This is a genomic window from Achromobacter kerstersii, assembly GCF_902859595.1.
Taxonomy (GTDB): Bacteria; Pseudomonadota; Gammaproteobacteria; order Burkholderiales; family Burkholderiaceae_B; genus Achromobacter; species Achromobacter kerstersii.
In genome coordinates this window covers 276,446-293,512 of record NZ_CADIJQ010000008.1, presented here as the reverse complement: position 1 = coordinate 293,512, position 17,067 = coordinate 276,446, and the positions used below count along the sequence as shown (strand labels likewise).

At 66.0% G+C, this 17,067-nt stretch carries 16 protein-coding genes; 4 read left to right on the top strand and 12 right to left on the bottom strand.

Going from position 1 to position 17,067, the window contains the following annotated elements; genetic code table 11:
• Positions 1-144: 144 nt before the first annotated feature.
• The 5 genes from HV765_RS22615 to HV765_RS22595 all read right to left on the bottom strand — a co-directional run bounded on the left by HV765_RS22615 (position 145) and on the right by HV765_RS22595 (position 6,846).
• A complete protein-coding gene (locus HV765_RS22615) occupies positions 145-2,295 on the bottom strand; it encodes an acetate--CoA ligase family protein (protein WP_175171010.1) in 2,151 nt (716 codons plus the stop codon).
• A gap of 130 nt (positions 2,296-2,425) precedes the next feature.
• Positions 2,426-3,421, bottom strand: a complete 996-nt coding sequence (locus tag HV765_RS22610) for an acrylyl-CoA reductase family protein (protein WP_175171009.1) — start codon at positions 3,419-3,421, stop codon at positions 2,426-2,428.
• 16 nt (positions 3,422-3,437) lie between these two features.
• A complete protein-coding gene (locus HV765_RS22605) occupies positions 3,438-4,601 on the bottom strand; it encodes an acyl-CoA dehydrogenase family protein (protein ID WP_175171008.1) in 1,164 nt (387 codons plus the stop codon).
• Between the two features lie 26 nt (positions 4,602-4,627).
• On the bottom strand, positions 4,628-5,611 hold the full coding sequence (locus HV765_RS22600) for a Bug family tripartite tricarboxylate transporter substrate binding protein (protein ID WP_054427532.1): 984 nt from the start codon (positions 5,609-5,611) through the stop codon (positions 4,628-4,630).
• Between the two features lie 68 nt (positions 5,612-5,679).
• Complete coding sequence (locus tag HV765_RS22595; RefSeq protein ID WP_175171007.1) at positions 5,680-6,846, bottom strand: acyl-CoA dehydrogenase family protein; 1,167 nt, start codon at positions 6,844-6,846, stop codon at positions 5,680-5,682.
• A gap of 168 nt (positions 6,847-7,014) precedes the next feature.
• Between HV765_RS22595 and HV765_RS22590 the strand changes: the two genes are divergently transcribed.
• From HV765_RS22590 to HV765_RS22580, 3 genes are all read left to right on the top strand, one after another.
• Positions 7,015-7,812, top strand: coding sequence for an IclR family transcriptional regulator (locus HV765_RS22590; RefSeq protein WP_175171006.1), 798 nt, complete (start codon positions 7,015-7,017; stop codon positions 7,810-7,812).
• Positions 7,802-8,599, top strand: coding sequence for an IclR family transcriptional regulator (locus tag HV765_RS22585; protein ID WP_054427534.1), 798 nt, complete (start codon positions 7,802-7,804; stop codon positions 8,597-8,599). The genes HV765_RS22590 and HV765_RS22585 overlap by 11 nt, the downstream gene beginning before the upstream one ends.
• Before the next feature lie 244 nt (positions 8,600-8,843).
• The gene (locus tag HV765_RS22580; protein ID WP_054427535.1) at positions 8,844-10,043 is read left to right on the top strand and encodes an MFS transporter; all 1,200 of its coding nucleotides are present in this window, start codon (positions 8,844-8,846) and stop codon (positions 10,041-10,043) included.
• 77 nt (positions 10,044-10,120) lie between these two features.
• Here the strand turns inward: HV765_RS22580 and HV765_RS22575 are convergent, their stop codons facing one another.
• From HV765_RS22575 to HV765_RS22560, 4 genes are read right to left on the bottom strand one after another with little or no spacing between them, the layout of a single operon-like run.
• Positions 10,121-11,431, bottom strand: coding sequence for an MFS transporter (locus HV765_RS22575; RefSeq protein WP_175171005.1), 1,311 nt, complete (start codon positions 11,429-11,431; stop codon positions 10,121-10,123).
• Between the two features lie 26 nt (positions 11,432-11,457).
• Positions 11,458-12,606, bottom strand: a complete 1,149-nt coding sequence (dgoD, locus tag HV765_RS22570) for a galactonate dehydratase (protein ID WP_054427537.1) — start codon at positions 12,604-12,606, stop codon at positions 11,458-11,460.
• Positions 12,603-13,256 (bottom strand): 2-dehydro-3-deoxy-6-phosphogalactonate aldolase, encoded by a 654-nt coding sequence (locus HV765_RS22565; protein ID WP_054427538.1) that lies wholly within the window; start codon positions 13,254-13,256, stop codon positions 12,603-12,605. The genes dgoD and HV765_RS22565 overlap by 4 nt, the downstream gene beginning before the upstream one ends.
• Complete coding sequence (locus HV765_RS22560) at positions 13,253-14,392, bottom strand: 2-dehydro-3-deoxygalactonokinase (protein ID WP_254600684.1); 1,140 nt, start codon at positions 14,390-14,392, stop codon at positions 13,253-13,255. Before HV765_RS22560 ends, HV765_RS22565 begins: the two co-directional genes overlap by 4 nt.
• 307 nt (positions 14,393-14,699) lie before the next feature.
• Here HV765_RS22560 and HV765_RS22555 point away from each other — a divergent pair, with 307 nt between their 5' ends.
• A complete protein-coding gene (locus tag HV765_RS22555) occupies positions 14,700-15,518 on the top strand; it encodes an IclR family transcriptional regulator (RefSeq protein ID WP_175171004.1) in 819 nt (272 codons plus the stop codon).
• A gap of 1 nt (position 15,519) precedes the next feature.
• Here HV765_RS22555 and HV765_RS22550 read toward each other — a convergent pair whose 3' ends face one another.
• The 3 genes from HV765_RS22550 to HV765_RS22540 all read right to left on the bottom strand — a co-directional run bounded on the left by HV765_RS22550 (position 15,520) and on the right by HV765_RS22540 (position 17,066).
• Positions 15,520-16,140 carry a glutathione S-transferase family protein gene (locus HV765_RS22550; protein WP_054427540.1) on the bottom strand — a complete coding sequence of 207 codons (621 nt, stop codon included), beginning with the start codon at positions 16,138-16,140 and terminating at the stop codon, positions 15,520-15,522.
• A 19-nt stretch (positions 16,141-16,159) separates the two neighbouring features.
• Positions 16,160-16,738, bottom strand: coding sequence for a 1,6-anhydro-N-acetylmuramyl-L-alanine amidase AmpD (gene ampD / locus HV765_RS22545; RefSeq protein WP_175171003.1), 579 nt, complete (start codon positions 16,736-16,738; stop codon positions 16,160-16,162).
• Between the two features lie 76 nt (positions 16,739-16,814).
• Complete coding sequence (locus HV765_RS22540; RefSeq protein ID WP_054427542.1) at positions 16,815-17,066, bottom strand: PP0621 family protein; 252 nt, start codon at positions 17,064-17,066, stop codon at positions 16,815-16,817.
• Between the last annotated feature and the right edge of the window lies 1 nt (position 17,067).

The following is a 17,067-nucleotide window of genomic DNA, read 5'->3' as shown; positions in this document are numbered from 1 at the left end:
GACAAACGTTCGTAAACTTACCGATCGGTAATTTCGGAGAGTCTCGTGTTAACTAAGCCCGCAACCACTCCCTTGCAAGTGACGATACAGACCGCCGCAGAGCTTGGATTGGAAGTGCAAGTCGTCCCTAAGCGTCCGCGCTTCTCACGATGACGCCGAACGCCCGCAAGCACGCGCAGCGTTGGGAATAAGCACGGCGTCTAACGCCAGCGCGCCCTGGCCTTCGGGTAGCGCCAGCAGCGGGTTGATCTCGATTGAACTGAAATCGTCCCGATGCGCATGCGCGAATTGCGATAGCGCGGCCAAGGCATCGGCAAGCGCCCCGATGTCGCAGGGAGGCGTGCCGCGTGCGCCTTGCAGCAGCGCATAGCCTTTGATTTCACGGATCATCGCCATTGCTTGGGTGCGGTCAAAGGGGGCAAGGCGGAAGCTGACGTCTTTCAATACTTCGACGAACACGCCGCCCAAACCGAACATGACGACGGGGCCGAAGACCGGGTCGCCGTGCACGCCCACGATGCACTCCACGCCCTTGGGCGCCATGGGGGCGACCAGCACGCCGTCGATGCGGGCATCGGGGCAGTGGGATCGCACGCTGTCCAGGATGGCTGCGTGGCCGCGACGCACGGCGTCTTCACCGTGCAGGTTCAGCTTCACGCCGCCGACATCGCTTTTATGCAGGATGTCGGGCGAGACCACTTTCAAAACCACGGGGCCTGATGCGCGCGCTGCGGCAGCGACGGCGGTGTCGGCGTCGGTGGCAAGCGTGCAGTCTGGCACGGGAATGCCCGCTAGGCGCAGAACTTCCATCGCTTGCACTTCGTTGTAGGTGTCGAAGATTTTCGTGATGGATGTGGCGGCAGGGGCGGCGTCCGAAGGGTCTGCGGCCGTCTGCCCAGCGACGTTCTTGTCGGCCAGATTCGCCACTGCGCCGATGGTCCGGATTGCCGCGCTCGGGTCGACGAACACCAGCGTGCCCAGGCGTTCGAGTTCGCGGCGGCGGTCGGGCGGGAACAGAGCGCAGATGGCGAGCGGCACGTTGGGATGGTGGCTGCGCATTTCGCGGGCGAAGGTTTCGAACGTGGGCCACAAGGTGTCTGATGACCCCGCGGCCGCCAGGAACACGGCCAGTGCGTCGTAGCGGCCATCGGCCAGCATGTCGTCGGCAGTGGCTAGCAGCAGGCCGGGTTCGGATACCACCTGGCCGGTGACATCGATGGGGTTTCGCGGCCCGGCGAACGGCACGCGTTCCAGCAGCCGGGCTTGCGCCAAGGCGTCGGGTTCGGGCAGCGACAAGCCGGCGTCTTCGGCGTCGTCCGCCATCAGTGCGCCGACGCCGCCCGAGATCGTGAAGATGCCCAGGCGCTTGCCCTGTGGACGCTGCTTCCAGGTATCCAGCGCGTATCCCAGGTTGAAAAATTCTTCGATGGTTCGGGCGCGCAGCGCGCCGTATTGGCGAAAGAGTGCGTCGTAGACGGCGTCGTCGCCAGCAAGTGCCGCGGTGTGCGAGGCAGCGGCTTGCGCGCCAGCCTGCGTGCGGCCGATCTTCGTCACGACGACGGGCTTGCCGGCGTCGCGCGCGGCGGCTAGTGCGCGGCGCAGCTTGGCGCCGTCGCGGCAGCCTTCCATGTACGCCATGATGACGCGCGTATCGGCGTCGCGGGCCAGCCATTCGATGCAATCGGCCACGTCGATGTCGGCCTCGTTGCCGGTGCTGATCCAGTGCGACAGCCCCAAGCCACGGTCGCGCGCCATGCAATAGGCGTAGGCGCCGAACGCGCCGCTTTGCGACACCATGCCGATGCCGCCCGCTGCCACGGCACCGTTGGCGGGGGCGGGGGAAAACGTGGCGTAGACGTTGCGCCGCACATTCATGAAGCCCAGGCAGTTGGGGCCTAGCAAGCGGATGCCGCGTTCGCGCGCGATGGCGCACAACTGTTCCTGCATGTGCACGCCGGACGCGCCCGTTTCCGAGAAGCCTGACGTGAAGACGACGGCGCCGCCCACTTGTCCGGGCCGCGCGCGTTCCAGCGCCTGGGCCGCGTGCGCTGCCGGCACGGCCAGGATGACCAGATCAACGTCGCCGTCCAGCGCGGACAGGTCGGGCGCGGCGGGCAAGCCCTGAATGACATCGGCGCGTGGGTTGATGGGCAGGATGCGGCCGTCATAGCCGTGCTGGCGCAGCAGACTGACCGGCATCGCGCCGATCTTGCCCGCCGTGGCGGAAGCGCCCACGACGGCGATGCTGCCGGGATTGAACAGGCGGGACAGGGAAGCGTCGGAAGGCGTGGTCATGGTCTGGGCGGGAAAGAGTCCGCAGAAGCGGATCGATAGAAGCGGATCGATAGAAGCGAATCAAGACAAGCGAATCAGGAGAAACCAATCAAGACAAGCGAATCAAGACAAGCGAATCAGGAGAAACCAATCAAGAGAAGCGCACGACGCTGCGGCCGGTGCTGCTGCGTTCAAGCAGGGCGGCCAGCGCTTGCGGCAAATCCTGGGGTTCGATGACACGGGCGATAAGGTCCAGCCGCGACGGGCGGTATTCGCCCGCGAGTTTTTGCCATAGCGCGCGGCGCAGCGGCATCGGGCTGTTGGCATTGATGCCCAGCAGCTTCACACCACGCAGAATGAAGGGAATGACCGTGGTGGGCAGTTCCGCGCCGCCCGCATTGCCGAACGCGGCGGCCACGCCATCCGGGCGCAGGCTGGCCAGCGCATGGGCCAGCAGGCTGCCGCCTACGGAGTCGATGACACCGGCCCAGCGCGCACTCATCAACGGCTTGATCGGGGCGGACAGGTCGGGCGGGGCGATGACCTCGGCCGCGCCCAACGACCGCAGATAATCTTCGGCGCCGGGTTTGCCAGACATGGCGCATACGCGGTAGCCGCGTTGGCTCAGGATGTCGATGGCGATGCCCGCCACGCCGCCCGTTGCACCCGTGACCAGCACGTCGCCCTGATCGGGGGTCAGCCCGCAATGCTCCATCCAATGCAAGGACAGCGCGGCTGTGTAGCCCGCGGCGCCCAGCACGGCGGCGTCGCGCAGGCTGATGCCCGCAGGCAAGGGCAGCACCCATTCATGCGGCACGCGCGCAAGCTCCGCATAGCCGCCATCGCAATCCACGCCGATGCCAAAGCCGTGCACCACCACGGGCTGCCCCGGCGTAAGCGCGGGGTCGGCGGAGCGCACGACGGTGCCGCTCAAGTCGATGCCGCCGATGCGGGGGTACGCACGGACGATGTTGCCGCGCCCCGCTTGGGCCAGCGCGTCTTTGTAGTTCAGGCCGGCGTACGCAACCTTGATCACCGTGTCACCGGCGGATAATTCGTCGACGGACAAGGTGTCGAAGCGGCCTTGCGGGGGGGCGCCATTGGCGCCGCCATGCAAGCGATAGGCTTTGAATTGAAGATCAGACATCACAGTTCCAAAGAGGTCAGGCGTGCTTCAACAACCGCCGCGCCAGCGTGGCGCGATGCAGTTCGTTGGCGCCGTCGTAGATGCGGAACGGGCGCATTTCCTGCCAGATCATGGCGACGGGCGTGTCGTCCGATAGCCCCAACGCGCCCATCATCTGCACCGCGCGATCCGCCACGCGGTTCACGGCTTCGGACACGAACACTTTGGTCATGGCGCTGTGCTGCTTGACCGGCAACCCGGCATCCATGCGGCTTGCGCAATCCAGCGTCATCAGCCGGCTTGCGTGCAGATCGATATGCGAATCGGCCACCATCGCCTGAATCTGTTGCAGGTCGGCCAGCCGCGCGCCGAAGGATTCGCGCTGGGCCACATAGGCTTGTGCGGTTTCCAATGCGCGGCGGGCGCGTCCGATGTAGCGCATGCAGTGCGACAAGCGCGCGGGTTCCAACCGCAGTTGCGCGTATTCCAGGCCGCGCCCGGGTTCGCCCAGCACGGCGTCAGGGCCGACTTCGCAGCCATCCAGTTCAATCTCGGCGTGGCCGCCAATCTGATAACCGGTGACCATCCCGATGTCGCGCACGACGCGGTAGCCGGGTGTGTCAGCAGGCACCAAGAACAGCGTCGCACCGACGTCGGTCTGCGCCAGCACCAGCGCAAAGTTTGCGCCCACGCCGCCGCTGATGAATTGCTTGTGACCGTTCAGCACCCAACGCTGGCCGTGTTGCGTGGCGCGGGTGCGCAGCATGGACGGGTCGGAACCGGCGCCGGGTGCGGGTTCAGTCATGGCGAAGCAGGCGCGTTGTTCGGCACGCACCAGTGACCGCAGATAACTTTCTTGCTGGGCGGCCGTGCCTAAGCGCAACAAGGTCAGCATGTTGGGCTGATCGGGCGCGGCGCAGTTCAGTGCGGCCGGCCCCAGAAAGCCGCGCCCGGCGGCTTCCAGCACCTGAGCCAACGCGCGCCAGCCCAACCCCAGCCCGCCCCATTCCTTCGGCAACTGCGGCGCATACAGGCCGGCTTCGCGGGCTTGTATGCGCAAGCGCGCCACGCAGGCGTCCAGCGCGCTGACGTCGCGAGCGATGGCGGGGGACTCGGCGGGAATAGCAACGTCATCGACGAAGCGGCGCACGCGTTCGCACAGTTCCGCAATGGCGTCGTCGTCGGGGTGATGAGCGGTCATGTGAGCCTCGGCTGACGGTGTAGGCATTACTGAATGCGGGTGCCGGTGGACTGCACCAGCTTGCCCCACCACACGGTTTCATCCGCGATCTGCTTGGCGAACTCCGCAGGCGTGCTGCCCAACGGTTCAGCGCCCAGTTCCTGGAAACGAGCGCGCAGTTGCGGGTCTTGCAGCGCCTTGACCACGGCGGCATGCAGACGGTCAACCACCGCAGGCGGCGTGTTGGCGGGCGACATCAGCCCTTTCCAGGCCATGACTTCGAAGCCGGGCATACCCGCTTCGCTGAACGTGGGGATGTCGGGCGAGGCCGTTGCGCGCGCATCGCTGGGCACCGCCAGCGCGCGCAGGCTGCCTGCTTTGACTTGCGGCAGCAGCGCCGGCATGTTGTCGATCATGAAATCAATATGGCCGGCGACCAGGTCGGTGATGGCGGGGCCGGTGCCTTTGTACGGCACGTGCTCGGCTTGCAGGCCGGCCTTTTGCTTGAGCAGTTCGCCGGCCAGTTGCGCGGGCGAACCATTGCCGGGCGAACCGAACGACAGCTTGCCCGGGTGATTGCGTGCGTAGACCAGAAATTCCTGTAGCGTTTTCACGGGCATCGATTTCGTCACGACCATCAGGTTGTGTTCGCGTTCGATGCAGGTGATGGCGGTCAAGTCCTTGGCCGGATTGAACGGCATGTTGGCGTACAGGCTGGGGTTGATGACCGTTGGCCCGGCTGCCGCCAGCAGCAGCGTGTAGCCGTCGGGCGCGGCGCGCGCAACGAAGTCGCCGCCGATGTTGCCGCCTGCGCCCGGCTTGTTTTCCACGATGACGGGCTGCCCCAGGATGGGGTGCAAGGCCTCGGCCAGCAAGCGGCCCAGGATGTCGGTAGACCCGCCAGGGGCAAACGGAATGATCAGCCGGATCGGCTTGTCGGGGTAGGCGGCCGCGGCCTGGGGCGGCAGCGCGGCGCAGGCAAACGCGGCAGCCATGGCGCCGATCCACTTCGGCAAGTGCTTGTGCAGCATGTCAGTCTCCTTTGGTTTGAAGGGCCGCCGGCTTCTTGTGGCTGCGGTCCCCGGGGTGTCGTCCAGGCCTAACGGCTGGGCGTGTAGCCAGCTTGGGCCAGTGTGTGGCGGGCGATGGTCAATTGATGAATCTGGCTGGTGCCTTCATACAGGCGGAACAGGCGCACGTCGCGGTAGAAGCGTTCAATGCCTTGCTCGGCGATGTAGCCATAGCCGCCATGCATCTGCACGCAGCGGTCTGCCACGCGGCCGCACATTTCCGAGGCGAAGTATTTGCAGATCGACGCGTTTAACGTCACGTCCTGGCCGGTATCGCGTTCGCGCGCCGTTTGCAAGACCAGCGCCAACGCGGCTTGAATTTCTGTCTGGCAGTCGGCCAGCATCGCCTGGATCAGCTGGAAGTCCATCAACGGTTTGCCGAACTGTTCACGCTCGGCGACGAAGCGCATGGTGTCGTCCAGCATGCGAATGGCGGGGCCGATGCACAACGCCGCCAAGTGGATGCGCTGCTTGTTCAGCACTTTCATGGCCGTCTTGAAGCCCATGCCTTCCTGGCCGCCGATGAGGTTGGCGGCGGGCACGCGGCAGTTGTCAAAATGCACGGACGACACGGGTGAGCCGGCCTGGCCCATCTTGTCGTAGGGCTTGCCCGTGGACAGGCCCGGCATGCCCCGTTCAACGATGAAGGCCGAGATGCCCTTGGCGCCGGGCGCGTCGGGGTCCGTGCGGGCCATGACGGTGAACAGACCCGCAAGCGGGGCGTTAGTGATGAAGCACTTTTCGCCATTCAAGACATAGCTGTCGCCGTCGCGCACCGCCGTCGTGCGCAAGGCGGTGGCATCCGAACCCGCTTGCGGTTCGGTCAAGGCAAAGCAGCCGGTGAGTTCGCCCGAGGCAAGCCGGGGCAGATAGTGTTCCTTTTGCCGCTCGGTGCCGTCAGCGACCAGCGCTTCGGAGCCGATGCCGGTGTTGGTGCCCACCCGGGCGCGGAACGCCACCGAGCATTGCGATAGTTCGATAGCCGCCCGGATCAATTCTTCCGTGGTCATGCCCGCGCCACCGTAGGCCTCGGGGATGGAATAGCCGAACATGCCTTGCTCGGCCATGGCGCGCACCAAGTCATCCGGCACCGCATCCAGACGGGCCACTTCGGCTTCGCGCGGTACCAGCTGTTCGCGGACGAAGCGGCGCAGCGAATCGAGAAAGGCGGGGAAGCCGTCGGGGTCCCGGATCATGAGGTGTCTCCATTTTTTCTAGATGTCGTAGCCGCCTGGGAAGGCAAATCCGTACCGGGCCGACTGAGAATCCAGGCTAGCAAAGCGGCGCCGAATGCGAGACAAGTGTTTCGATATCTTGAACGAGTTGATGCTGTGGACGGGTGGCGTTGCTCTATGATCGTCGCCATGACCACGCCCCAAGGCAGCCGCCATCCTGATCCCGCTTTCGCCACGACGCTGGCGCATGGCCTATCGGTGCTGCAAACTTTTCGGCACGGCGAGCCCGCGCTCAGCAATCGCGAACTTGCTGACCGCACGGGCCTGTCCAAAGCCACGATCTCGCGGCTGACCGACACGCTGGTTCAGCGCGGCCTGCTGCGTTACGACGCCAGTCTGCGCCGGTACCGGCTGGGCACGGCGCTGCTGTCATTGAGTTACCCCTTGCTGGCCAGCATCAAGCTGCGGCAACTGGCGCGCCCGTTGATGACGCGGCTGGCGAATGCGGCGGGCGGGTCGGCGTCGCTGGGCATGCATCACGGCGCGCACATGGTGTACGTGGAAACGTGCCGGGGCCACGACGCGGTGGCGTTTCGGCCGGATATCGGCGCCATGTTGCCGCTGCTGGCCAGCGCCATGGGCCGGGCGTGGCTGGCGCAGGCCGATGCAGGCGAAGCCGAGGCGTTGATTGCGTCGTTGCGCCGGCAAGACCCCGAGGCCTGGCAGCGTCATGCGGCGGGTTGGGAAGCGGCGCGGCGCGACTATGCCGCGCATGGATTCTGCGTGGCCGAAGGCGAGTGGCACGCCGATGTGCATGCCGTGGCAGTGCCGATGCGCCGGCGTGTGGATGGGCAGGTGTTTGTGTTCAATTGCGGCGTGCCTGTGCGGCGGTTGCGAGCGGGCGAGCTGCGTCAGCGCATTGCGCCGCGGCTGCTCACCCTGGTTGCGCGCGTGGAGAAAATGCTGGAGCGCCAGGATGCCGATTGAATCTCCGCCACCCCGCGCACCGTCCGGCGAGCGCGATTTCGCCACCACGCTCGCGCATGGCATCGATATCCTGGCCTGCTTCCGGGCAGACCGGCCAGAGCTAGCCAATAAAGATTTTGCGCAGCAGACGGGCTTGTCGAAAAGCGCCGTGGCGCGCTTGACGCATACGCTTGTCGAGCTGGGCTTTCTGCTGCGTTCGGGGCCGCCGGCGCGTTACCGGCTGGGCGCCTCGGTGCTGGCGCTGAGCTACCCCTTGCTTGCCAGCATGCAGATTCGACAGCTGGCGCGGCCGCTGATGAAACAGCTGGCGGATCACGCGTGCGGCGCGGTGTCGCTGGTGGTGCGCGACCGCCTGCAAATGGTCTATGTGGAAACCGCCCGGTCCAACGACGCCTTGCAGACCCGCCCGGACATCGGCGCGGCGTTGCCGCTGTTGTCCAGCGCAGCCGGCAAGGCCTGGCTATGCCGGGCGCCAGAGGCCGAGCGGGCGGCCGTCTTGAACCAGCTGCGCGTGGCCGATCCGCGCCACTACGCGGAGCACTTCCCCAGCCTGGAGCCGGCCAGCCGCGATCTGGAGCAGAAGGGGTACTGCGGCAATAACGTGCAATGGCGTCCGGATGCGTACGGTTTCGCGGCGCCGTTGTGCCGGCCGTATCAGTCGCTGTTGTACGTTTTCAACTGCGGCGTGCCGTCGGGCGACGGCCCGTATCGTGCGCGGGCGGCAGATCTGGGGCCGCGGCTGGTGGGGTTGGCGCGCGAGACGGAGCGGTTGCTGGGGCTGTCGTAGGGGCCTGCGATAGGGGACGCCATATCGGCTGTCGTCGCGAATGTGCCGGCGGGGATGGTGCGGGGGACGGATGCGCCATCCCGCCGATTCGTGACTCCAAGTCAAAAGTGTTTGGCTGTCAGACGGCTTTTTCCGCAAAGGTGCTGCCGTCATACTGCAGGCCTGTCTCCCCGATGCGCCCGCCATTCTGGCCGGCAACGCCCCAGGAACATCCTGCCGGCGCCGTCGAACCCAAGGAACCTGCATGAACCCGCAAGATACTCAACCGGTGAAAGCCGGCCTGCCGTTGTTGGCGCTCGCCGTCGGTGCGTTTGGCATCGGCGTGACCGAGTTTTCTCCCATGGGCCTGTTGCCCGTCATTGCCGAGGGGGTTGGCGTGTCCATTCCCAGCGCCGGCATGCTGATCAGCGCGTACGCGATCGGCGTGATGGTGGGCGCGCCGCTGATGACGCTGGCGTTTTCGCGCTGGTCGCGGCGCAAGGCCTTGATTCTGCTGATGGCAATTTTCACCATCGGCAACGTGCTGTCCGCGCTGTCGCCCAACTACACGACGCTGCTGCTGGCCCGTCTGGTCACAAGCTTGAACCACGGCGCGTTCTTTGGCCTGGGTTCGCTGGTGGCGGCCAGCGTGGTGCCGCGCCACAAACAGGCCAGTGCGGTGGCCACCATGTTCATGGGCCTGACCATCGCCAACGTGGGCGGCGTGCCCGCGGCCACGTGGCTGGGGCAGGTTATCGGCTGGCGCATGTCGTTTGCCGCTACCGCCGTGCTGGGCTTGATTGCGATGCTGTCGCTGTGGTTCGCGTTGCCTGCTGGTGAAGCCGGCCGCCGTCCAAACGTGCGCCACGAACTGGCGGTGCTGAAGAGCCCCGTCGTGCTGTTGGCGTTGCTGACGACGGTGCTGGGCGCGGGCGCCATGTTCACGCTGTACACCTACATTGCGCCCACGTTGGCGGACATTACCGGCGCATCGCCCGCCTTCATTACCGGCATGCTGGTGCTGATCGGCCTGGGTTTCACGCTGGGTAACGGCATGGGTGGCCGCATGGCCGACCGCTCGCTGGACGGCACGCTGATCACGTTCCTGGTGATCGTCATCATCGACCTGCTGGCGTTCCCGTGGATCGCTTCCACGCAAGTCGGCGCGGCGATCTCGCTGCTGATCTTCGGCGTGGCGACCTTCGCGGTGGTGCCGCCCTTGCAGATGGGCGTGATGCGCGCCGCCACCGATGCGCCGGGGCTGGCGTCGTCGGTGAACGTGGGCGCATTCAACCTGGGCAACGCGGTTGGCGCCGCAGCGGGTGGCGCGGTGATCTCGGCGGGCATGGGCTACGCCGCGGTCCCCATCGCTGGCGCCGTGATCGCCGTCGCAGGCTTGGCGCTGGTGCTGGTGCAGCGGGCAAGCAATGTGCGCCGCCGGAAGCTGGCCGTGCAGGGCTGCTGATTTGGGGTAGTGGAAGAAAAAGGCCGCGCTGGGTAGCGCGGCCTTTTTTTGTGGCGGGTGTCTCTCCCGCCCCGGCATCAAGCCTCGATCCGCTCCACCTTGCCTACCAGCAGGATGTACGACAGCGCGCCCAGCAAGGCCAGGGACGATACGTACACGATGGCGGGGGCGAAGCTGTCTTTCGACACCAGCAGGCCGATCACGATCGGGGTGCAGATCGATGACAGGTTGCCGACGAAGTTGAACACGCCGCCCGTCAGGCCCAAGAGGCGCACGGGCGCAAGCGTTGACACCAGCGACCAGGTGATCGACGCCAGGCCGTTGCCGAAGAACGCGACGGCCAGGAAGAAGATGACCCACGGCGTGGAGTCGGTGAAGTTGGCGCCGATCATTGATGTCGAGATCAAGAGGCCCAGAATGATGGGCAGCTTGCGCGCCAGGCCGACGGTGGCGCCGCGGCGGATCAGGAAGTCAGACAGCACGCCTGAGCACAGCACGCCGACAAACGCGGCCAGGAACGGCACCGACGCCAGAAAGCCGGACTTGATGAAGTCCATGCCGCGGTACTTCACCAGGTAGGTCGGGAACCAGGTCAGGAAGAACCACAGCGTGGACGTCAGGCAGAACTGGCCCAGGTACACGCCCCAGAGCTTGCGCTTGGACATCACCAGCCCCAAGTCATTCCAGTTGAAGGGCGTTTTTTTAGCTTTGACGCTGCGGTCCAGATCGACCACGCCGCCGCCTTGCTGGATCAGTTCGATCTCGGCCGCGTTCGCGCCTTTGAACTGGCGCGGTTCACGGTAGATCAGGTACCACAGCACGCCCCACACGATGCCCAGCAGGCCCGTGCTGACAAACACCATGTGCCAGCCGTAGTGGTGTTGCAGCCAGGCCAGCACCGGCGTCAGGAACGCCAGGCCGACGAACTGGCCCGACGTGTAGAAGCCGATGGCGGTGGCGCGTTCCTTTTCCGGGAACCAGGTCGTGACGACGCGGTTGTTGATCGGGTAGGCGGGCGCTTCCAGCGCGCCGACGGCTAGGCGCAGCACGAACAGAATGATGAAGCTGCTGGCAAAGCCCATGAAGAACGTCGCCGCCGACCACAGGATCAGCGCGGCGGCGTACAGCACGCGGGGCGACACGCGGTCGACCAGCCAGCCGCCGGGGATCTGCATCGCGGCGTAGGTCCAGCCGAAGGCCGACAGGATCAACCCTTCATGCCAGGTGTCCAGGCCGAACTCGTCCTTCAGTGCGGGCGCGGCGATGGACAGGTTGCTGCGGTCCAGGTAGTTGATGACGACGGTGATGAACAGCATCACCATGATGATGTAGCGGCTGCGCGTGGGCCGCTGGGCGGCTTGCAGGCCCGCGTGGGTGGCGGTGGACAAGGGGGTCTCCTCTCTCTTTTATCGGCTTACCACTCGGCGAAGCTGCCGTCGGCGTGACGCCAGATCGGGTTGCGCCAGCGGTGGCCCACGGCGGCGCGTTCCTTGACGTATTCCTCGTTGACCTCGATGCCCAGGCCCGGGCCTTGGGGAATGGCGACCATGCCGTCTTCGTACTTGAAGACTTCGCGGTTGCTGACGTAGTCCAGCAGGTCGTTGGCCGCGTTGTAGTGGATGCCCAGGCTTTGTTCCTGGATGAAGGCGTTGTAGCAGCCGGCGTCGATCTGCAAGCAGGTGGCCAGCGCAATCGGGCCCAGCGGGCAATGCAGCGCCAGCGCCACGTCATACGCTTCGGCCATCGCTGCGATCTTGCGGGTTTCGGTGATGCCGCCCGCGTGTGACGGGTCGGGCTGGATGATGTCGACATAGCCTTCGGACAGCACGCGCTTGAAGTCCCAGCGCGAGAACAGCCGTTCGCCCAGAGCGATGGGGGTCGACGTCAGCGGCGCCAGTTCCTTCAACGCTTCGTAGTGTTCGCTTAGCACGGGCTCTTCGATGAACATCAGCTTGAACGGGTCCAGCTCTTTCATCAGCACCTTGGCCATGGGCTTGTGAACGCGGCCGTGGAAGTCCACGCCGATGCCCACGTTCGGGCCGACGGCGTCGCGAACCGCAGCCACGTTCTCCAGGCACTTCTCGACCTTGTCGAAGGAATCGATGTACTGAAGTTCTTCGGTGCCGTTCATCTTCACGGCGGTGAAGCCGCGGTCGACGGCGCTCTTGGCGGCGGCTGCGGTGTCGGCCGGGCGGTCGCCGCCAATCCACGAATACACACGGATGCGGTCGCGCACATTGCCGCCCAACAGCTGCGACACCGGCACGCCCAGATGCTTGCCCTTGATGTCCCACAGCGCCTGGTCGATGCCGGCCAGCGCGCTCATGTGGATGGCGCCGCCGCGATAGAAACCGCCGCGGTACAGCACCGTCCAGTGGTCTTCGATGTTGCGCGGGTCTTTGCCGATCAGGTAGTCAGACAGTTCTTCAACGGCGGCGGCGACCGAGTGCGCGCGGCCTTCAACGACGGGTTCACCCCAGCCGACGATGCCTTCGTCCGTTTCGATTTTCAGGAAGCACCACCGGGGCGGCACGATGTAGGTAGTGAGCTTGGTGATCTTCATGCTTGAGTCTCCTGGACGGAATAGGCGCGTTGCCAGGCCGCGACGAATGCGCGCGCGTTCTGGCCGACGTCTTTGGCCGACAGGCCGGGTTTGTACAAAGCGGAGCCCAGGCCGAAGCCGCTGGCGCCCGCCTGGGCGTAAACGGAAATGTTGTCGGGCGTGATGCCGCCCACGGGCACCAGCGCAATCGGCGGGCGCATCACCGCGCGCCAGGCTTTCAGCACGACGGGGCCGAGTTGTTCGGCGGGGAACATCTTCAGCACGTCGGCGCCGGCGGCCAGCGCGGCGAAGGCTTCGGTGGGCGTGGCGACGCCGGGGCAGGACGCCATGCCCAGCGCTTTGGCGGCGCGGATCACGGCGGGGTCGCTGTGCGGCATCACAATCAGTTCACCGCCCGCGTCCTGAATGCGGGCGCAGTCGTCGGGGTTCAGCACGGTGCCGGCGCCGATCAGGCAGTCGGTGGGCAGCGCGGCGCGCATGGCGCGGATGCTGTCCAAGGGGTCGGGCGAATTCAGCGGCACTTCAATCAGGCGAAAGCCTGCTTCGTAGAGCTCGTGGCCGATGGCTTCGGCTTCCGTGGGTTGGATGCCGCGCAGGATGGCGATCAGGCCGCAGTGGGCCATGGCGGTTTGCAGACCGGGATGGTTCATGTGGGGTTCCTAGACGGGGCCGAAGAAGAGGGTGAAGCCGAAGCGGAAGGTGATGTCGAAGCCGAGGCCGAAGCGGGAGACGATGTCGCAGCCGATGCGAGGGCCAATGCCGGCGCGGCGGCATCGGCCGTGATCAGCCCGGCGCAGAGGGCCAGGTGCCACAGGCCGCGCTCGGTGGCGTTCTGCGCTTGCTCAGGCGTGCCCAGGCCGTAGTGCTGTATTGCCAGGATGTAGCGCTGGCACAGCGCGGGTTCGCCGCAAAGCACGATGCGGGGCAGTTCGCCCTGTTGGCGCAGCATCTCGGCAAGCGCGGCGATTTCGTGGCCAATCAACAGGCCCGACAAATAATCCGCTTGGGATGCGCTGGCCAGTTCACCCGTCAGCCCAAGCGCGCGCGTGCTGAAGATGGTGGACAGCACACCGGCGCGGCCGGCCGGGGCGCCGGCCACTTTCACGCCGCGCTCAAAAGCCGCCATGTCGGCGGCGGGCGCGTCGCTCATCGTGCGGCCCAGGATGGTGTGGCCGCGCAAGGCGGCGTAGACCTCGCCGGTCATGAAGGTGTCGAAGTGCGTGACGCGGCCTCGGCGCGCGTTGACCCACTTGGAATGCGTGCCGGGCAGGCCGATCAGCACGCTGTCGGCGGGGTGGGTGTCGGATGCGCCGGGCTGGTCGAACATCACGCCGAACACTTGGGTCTCTTCCCCGCGCATCACGTTGGGCAGGCCGTGGCGCTGGATCAGGCCGGGCACGATGTGCAGCGGGGTGGCGTTGGGGCCGGCGCCCGTGCGTTCGACCACGGTCAGCAAGGTGCCGATGCGTTCCAGGTCGACCGGCACGTCCAGGTAGGCTGCTTCCTTCCAGCCCTGCGCGCTGCCGACCATGCCGCAGGCGATCACGGGCAAGGCGGGTTCGGCGCGCAGCCAGTCGCCGCAAGCTTGTTCGAAGGCCAAGTCAAAGCCAGACAATGCCGTGCTGGCGGCGCCGTCTTGCAAGGGCTGTGGCAGGCGCATGATGCCCCAGGGCAAGTGGCGGGTGTCCAGCGTGCGGCCGGTGGCGTCCAGCCGGTACGCGCGCAACGATGAGGTGCCCCAATCCAGCGCGATAAGCGCCGCGCGGGCAGGCGATCCGGTAGTCATCTGATCTGTCTCGTCTCTGGCTGCGATGCCCGTTTCCCTGAGCGCCTGAGCGCAGGCGTGGGTGGGCGGGCATGGCTGGCCTTGTTGTCTGAGGCGCGCCGGGCGCAAGAAATGCGTCGGGCGTGCGTTGCGAAAAATTCTAGATCAGCGCTTGAAAAATCTCAAAATATAGAATTTAATCCCACATATAGGGAATAAAAGCTGGGCTTATCCCACTCGGGAGCTGCCCTCTGGCACCCCGCATCACGGCGCCCGGCTATGCTTGCCGTCGTTGTTGTCCTTCGTTTTTGCTGTGTAGCCTTGTTTCATGACCGCCATCCTCACTTCCGCTAGCCCCCCGTCCCTGGACCCCGATGCCGCCGCGCCCGCTGGCACGCAAACGTTGATGCGCGGGCTGGCCGTGGTGCAAGCCGTGGCCGACGGGGCGCGCGACTTGAAGGAAATCTGCGCGCGCATTGGCGTGGCGCGCAGCACCACCCACCGGTTGGCCAGCTGCCTGGTGCAAGAGCGCTATCTGCGCGCCTTGCCGGGCGTGGGCTATGTGCTGGGGCCGAAGCTGATTGAACTGGGTTTTCAGGCGCGTGAAGCGTTTCCGATGGCGACCTTGGCGCGCCCGTATCTGGACAGCCTGTCTGAACTGACGGGCGACACCATTCACCTGGCCGTGCGCGACAACGACGAAGTGCTGTATCTGGAGAAGATCCCCGGCAAGAAGGGCCTGGAGATGCGTTCGCGCGTGGGCCACCGCATGCCGCTGGCCGCGACCGGCGTGGGCAAGGCGCTATTGCTGGATACCGAAGAGCCGCAATGGAAGGCGCTGCATCGCATCGGCGCGCCAGTGTCGTCGCGTGCGCCGGGCGGGCAGCAGACCTGGGAAGCGTTCCGCGACCGTATGCGCGAATACGCGGCGCAAGGCTATGCGTTTGATCTGGAAGACAACGAGCCGTCGATCCGCTGCGTGGCGGCGCCCGTGCGCGACGCGTCCAGCGGCATCGTGGCGGCGATCAGCGTGTCCAGCACCGTGCCCTATATGTCGCTGGAACGGATGCGCGAAATGGTCGCCGTCGTGCAGGGCGCGGCGGCGGGCATTTCGGCGGAGATGGGCTGGAAGGTCGACCGCGGCTGAGTTATTCCAGCGGCAAGGTCAGCACGCCCTGCGGCGCGGGGCGCATCATCACGCGGCGATACCAGGCGGACAGCGCCGGCGTGTCGGGGCGTTCCATCGGCAGGGCCAGCCAGCGGTGGGCGGAACAGACCAGCGCAATATCACCCATCGTCAGATGGCGGCCAGCAATGAATTCGCGGCCTTGCAGCGCCTGGTCCAGAATCAGGGCGCGGGCGTTCGAACGCTTCACCGAATGTTCAATTGCGGCGTGATCGCGCTTGTCTTCCGGCGTGCGGATCAGGCCCAGGAACGCGGGGCCCATGGCGCCTTGCCATTCGGTTGCCTGCCAATCCATCCAGCGGTCGGCGTCGGCGCGCATGCACGCGTCTTCCGGCCACAGCGTACCCGCGCCGTAGCGCGCGGCCAGATAACGCACGATGGCGTTGGATTCCCACAGCACAAAGCCGCCATCGTCGATGACGGGCACGGTGCGGTTGGGATTGAGCTTGGCGTATTCCGGCGTGTCCACCACGCCGAACGGCCCGCCGGCGGGCGTAAAGGTGTGCGGCAGGGCCAATTCGCGCACGGCCAGCATCACTTTCTGCACGTTGACGGAAGTCAGGCGTCCCCAGATCTTCAACATATCCAGTCCTTGAGTCGTGTCAGGCGGGCGGCAATTGCCGCCGCGCAAAGCCACTGTCGCGCGAAAAACGCGTCCAGTTGAAAGCAGGCCCGGGGTCCGTTTTGCGGCCCGGGGCAATGTGTTCGTGCCCCCAGGCCGCAGCCAGGGGATAGCGTGCGCGCAGCACCGGCGTCAGCTTGCGTAGCGCCGCGTATTGTTCGTCGGCATAGGCAAGGGTATCCGTGCCTTCGAGTTCGATGCCGATGGAAAAGTCATTGCAGCGTTCGCGGCCGCCAAAGCGCGACACGCCAGCATGCCAGGCGCGCTGGTCGGTGGATACGAACTGAATGATGCGCCCATCGCGGCGGATGAAGAAGTGCGCCGACACGCGCAAGCCGCGCAGCCGTTCCAGCCAGGGGTGCGAGGAATAGTCCAGCGTGTTCAGGAACAGCCCGGCCACTTCGGGGCCGCCAAACTGCCCGGGGGGCAGGCTGATGTTGTGCAGGACCAAGAGCGACACTTGCGCGCCAGCAGGACGCGCGTCGCGGTTGGGCGAGGGCAAACGGGTAACACCGGGGGCGGGCGCCAGCCAGCCATGTCGATCCAGAAGCAGAGCCATGGGAGAGAACTTGCGTGGTGAATCCAACAGGCATTATGCCGTGGTCCCCGCTGCCTCCCAAATCTGGAGTGGGGACTTACTTTTTGCCCAAGGCCGCGTGCTCGGTGCTGCACCAGGTCAGCCCGTTCTGCAGCACCGCTTCGGAGCGTGGCAGATGGATGCCGCAATGCGCACACCGCACCATCGACTCTGGCGCCGCCGGGGCAGGCGCGCTGCGGCGGGTCTTGGGTTGCTCGTCCGCCTGCCGTGCCGCCGCCATGCGGGCCGCGATGCGGGCAACGAACAGCACCGCGATGATCAGAACCACCCAGAACAACAACTTGCCCACG

Coding starts and splice junctions, on each gene's coding strand:
- HV765_RS22565 (WP_054427538.1), bottom strand. CDS start 13,256: ATGAACCATCCCGGTCTGCAAACCGCCATGGCCCACTGCGGCCTGATC.
- HV765_RS22595 (WP_175171007.1), bottom strand. CDS start 6,846: ATGATCCGGGACCCCGACGGCTTCCCCGCCTTTCTCGATTCGCTGCGC.
- HV765_RS22600 (WP_054427532.1), bottom strand. CDS start 5,611: ATGCTGCACAAGCACTTGCCGAAGTGGATCGGCGCCATGGCTGCCGCG.
- ampD (WP_175171003.1), bottom strand. CDS start 16,738: ATGGCTCTGCTTCTGGATCGACATGGCTGGCTGGCGCCCGCCCCCGGT.
- HV765_RS22590 (WP_175171006.1), top strand. CDS start 7,015: ATGACCACGCCCCAAGGCAGCCGCCATCCTGATCCCGCTTTCGCCACG.
- HV765_RS22610 (WP_175171009.1), bottom strand. CDS start 3,421: ATGTCTGATCTTCAATTCAAAGCCTATCGCTTGCATGGCGGCGCCAAT.
- HV765_RS22580 (WP_054427535.1), top strand. CDS start 8,844: ATGAACCCGCAAGATACTCAACCGGTGAAAGCCGGCCTGCCGTTGTTG.
- dgoD (WP_054427537.1), bottom strand. CDS start 12,606: ATGAAGATCACCAAGCTCACTACCTACATCGTGCCGCCCCGGTGGTGC.
- HV765_RS22605 (WP_175171008.1), bottom strand. CDS start 4,601: ATGACCGCTCATCACCCCGACGACGACGCCATTGCGGAACTGTGCGAA.
- HV765_RS22560 (WP_254600684.1), bottom strand. CDS start 14,392: ATGACTACCGGATCGCCTGCCCGCGCGGCGCTTATCGCGCTGGATTGG.
- HV765_RS22615 (WP_175171010.1), bottom strand. CDS start 2,295: ATGACCACGCCTTCCGACGCTTCCCTGTCCCGCCTGTTCAATCCCGGC.
- HV765_RS22555 (WP_175171004.1), top strand. CDS start 14,700: ATGACCGCCATCCTCACTTCCGCTAGCCCCCCGTCCCTGGACCCCGAT.
- HV765_RS22550 (WP_054427540.1), bottom strand. CDS start 16,140: ATGTTGAAGATCTGGGGACGCCTGACTTCCGTCAACGTGCAGAAAGTG.
- HV765_RS22585 (WP_054427534.1), top strand. CDS start 7,802: ATGCCGATTGAATCTCCGCCACCCCGCGCACCGTCCGGCGAGCGCGAT.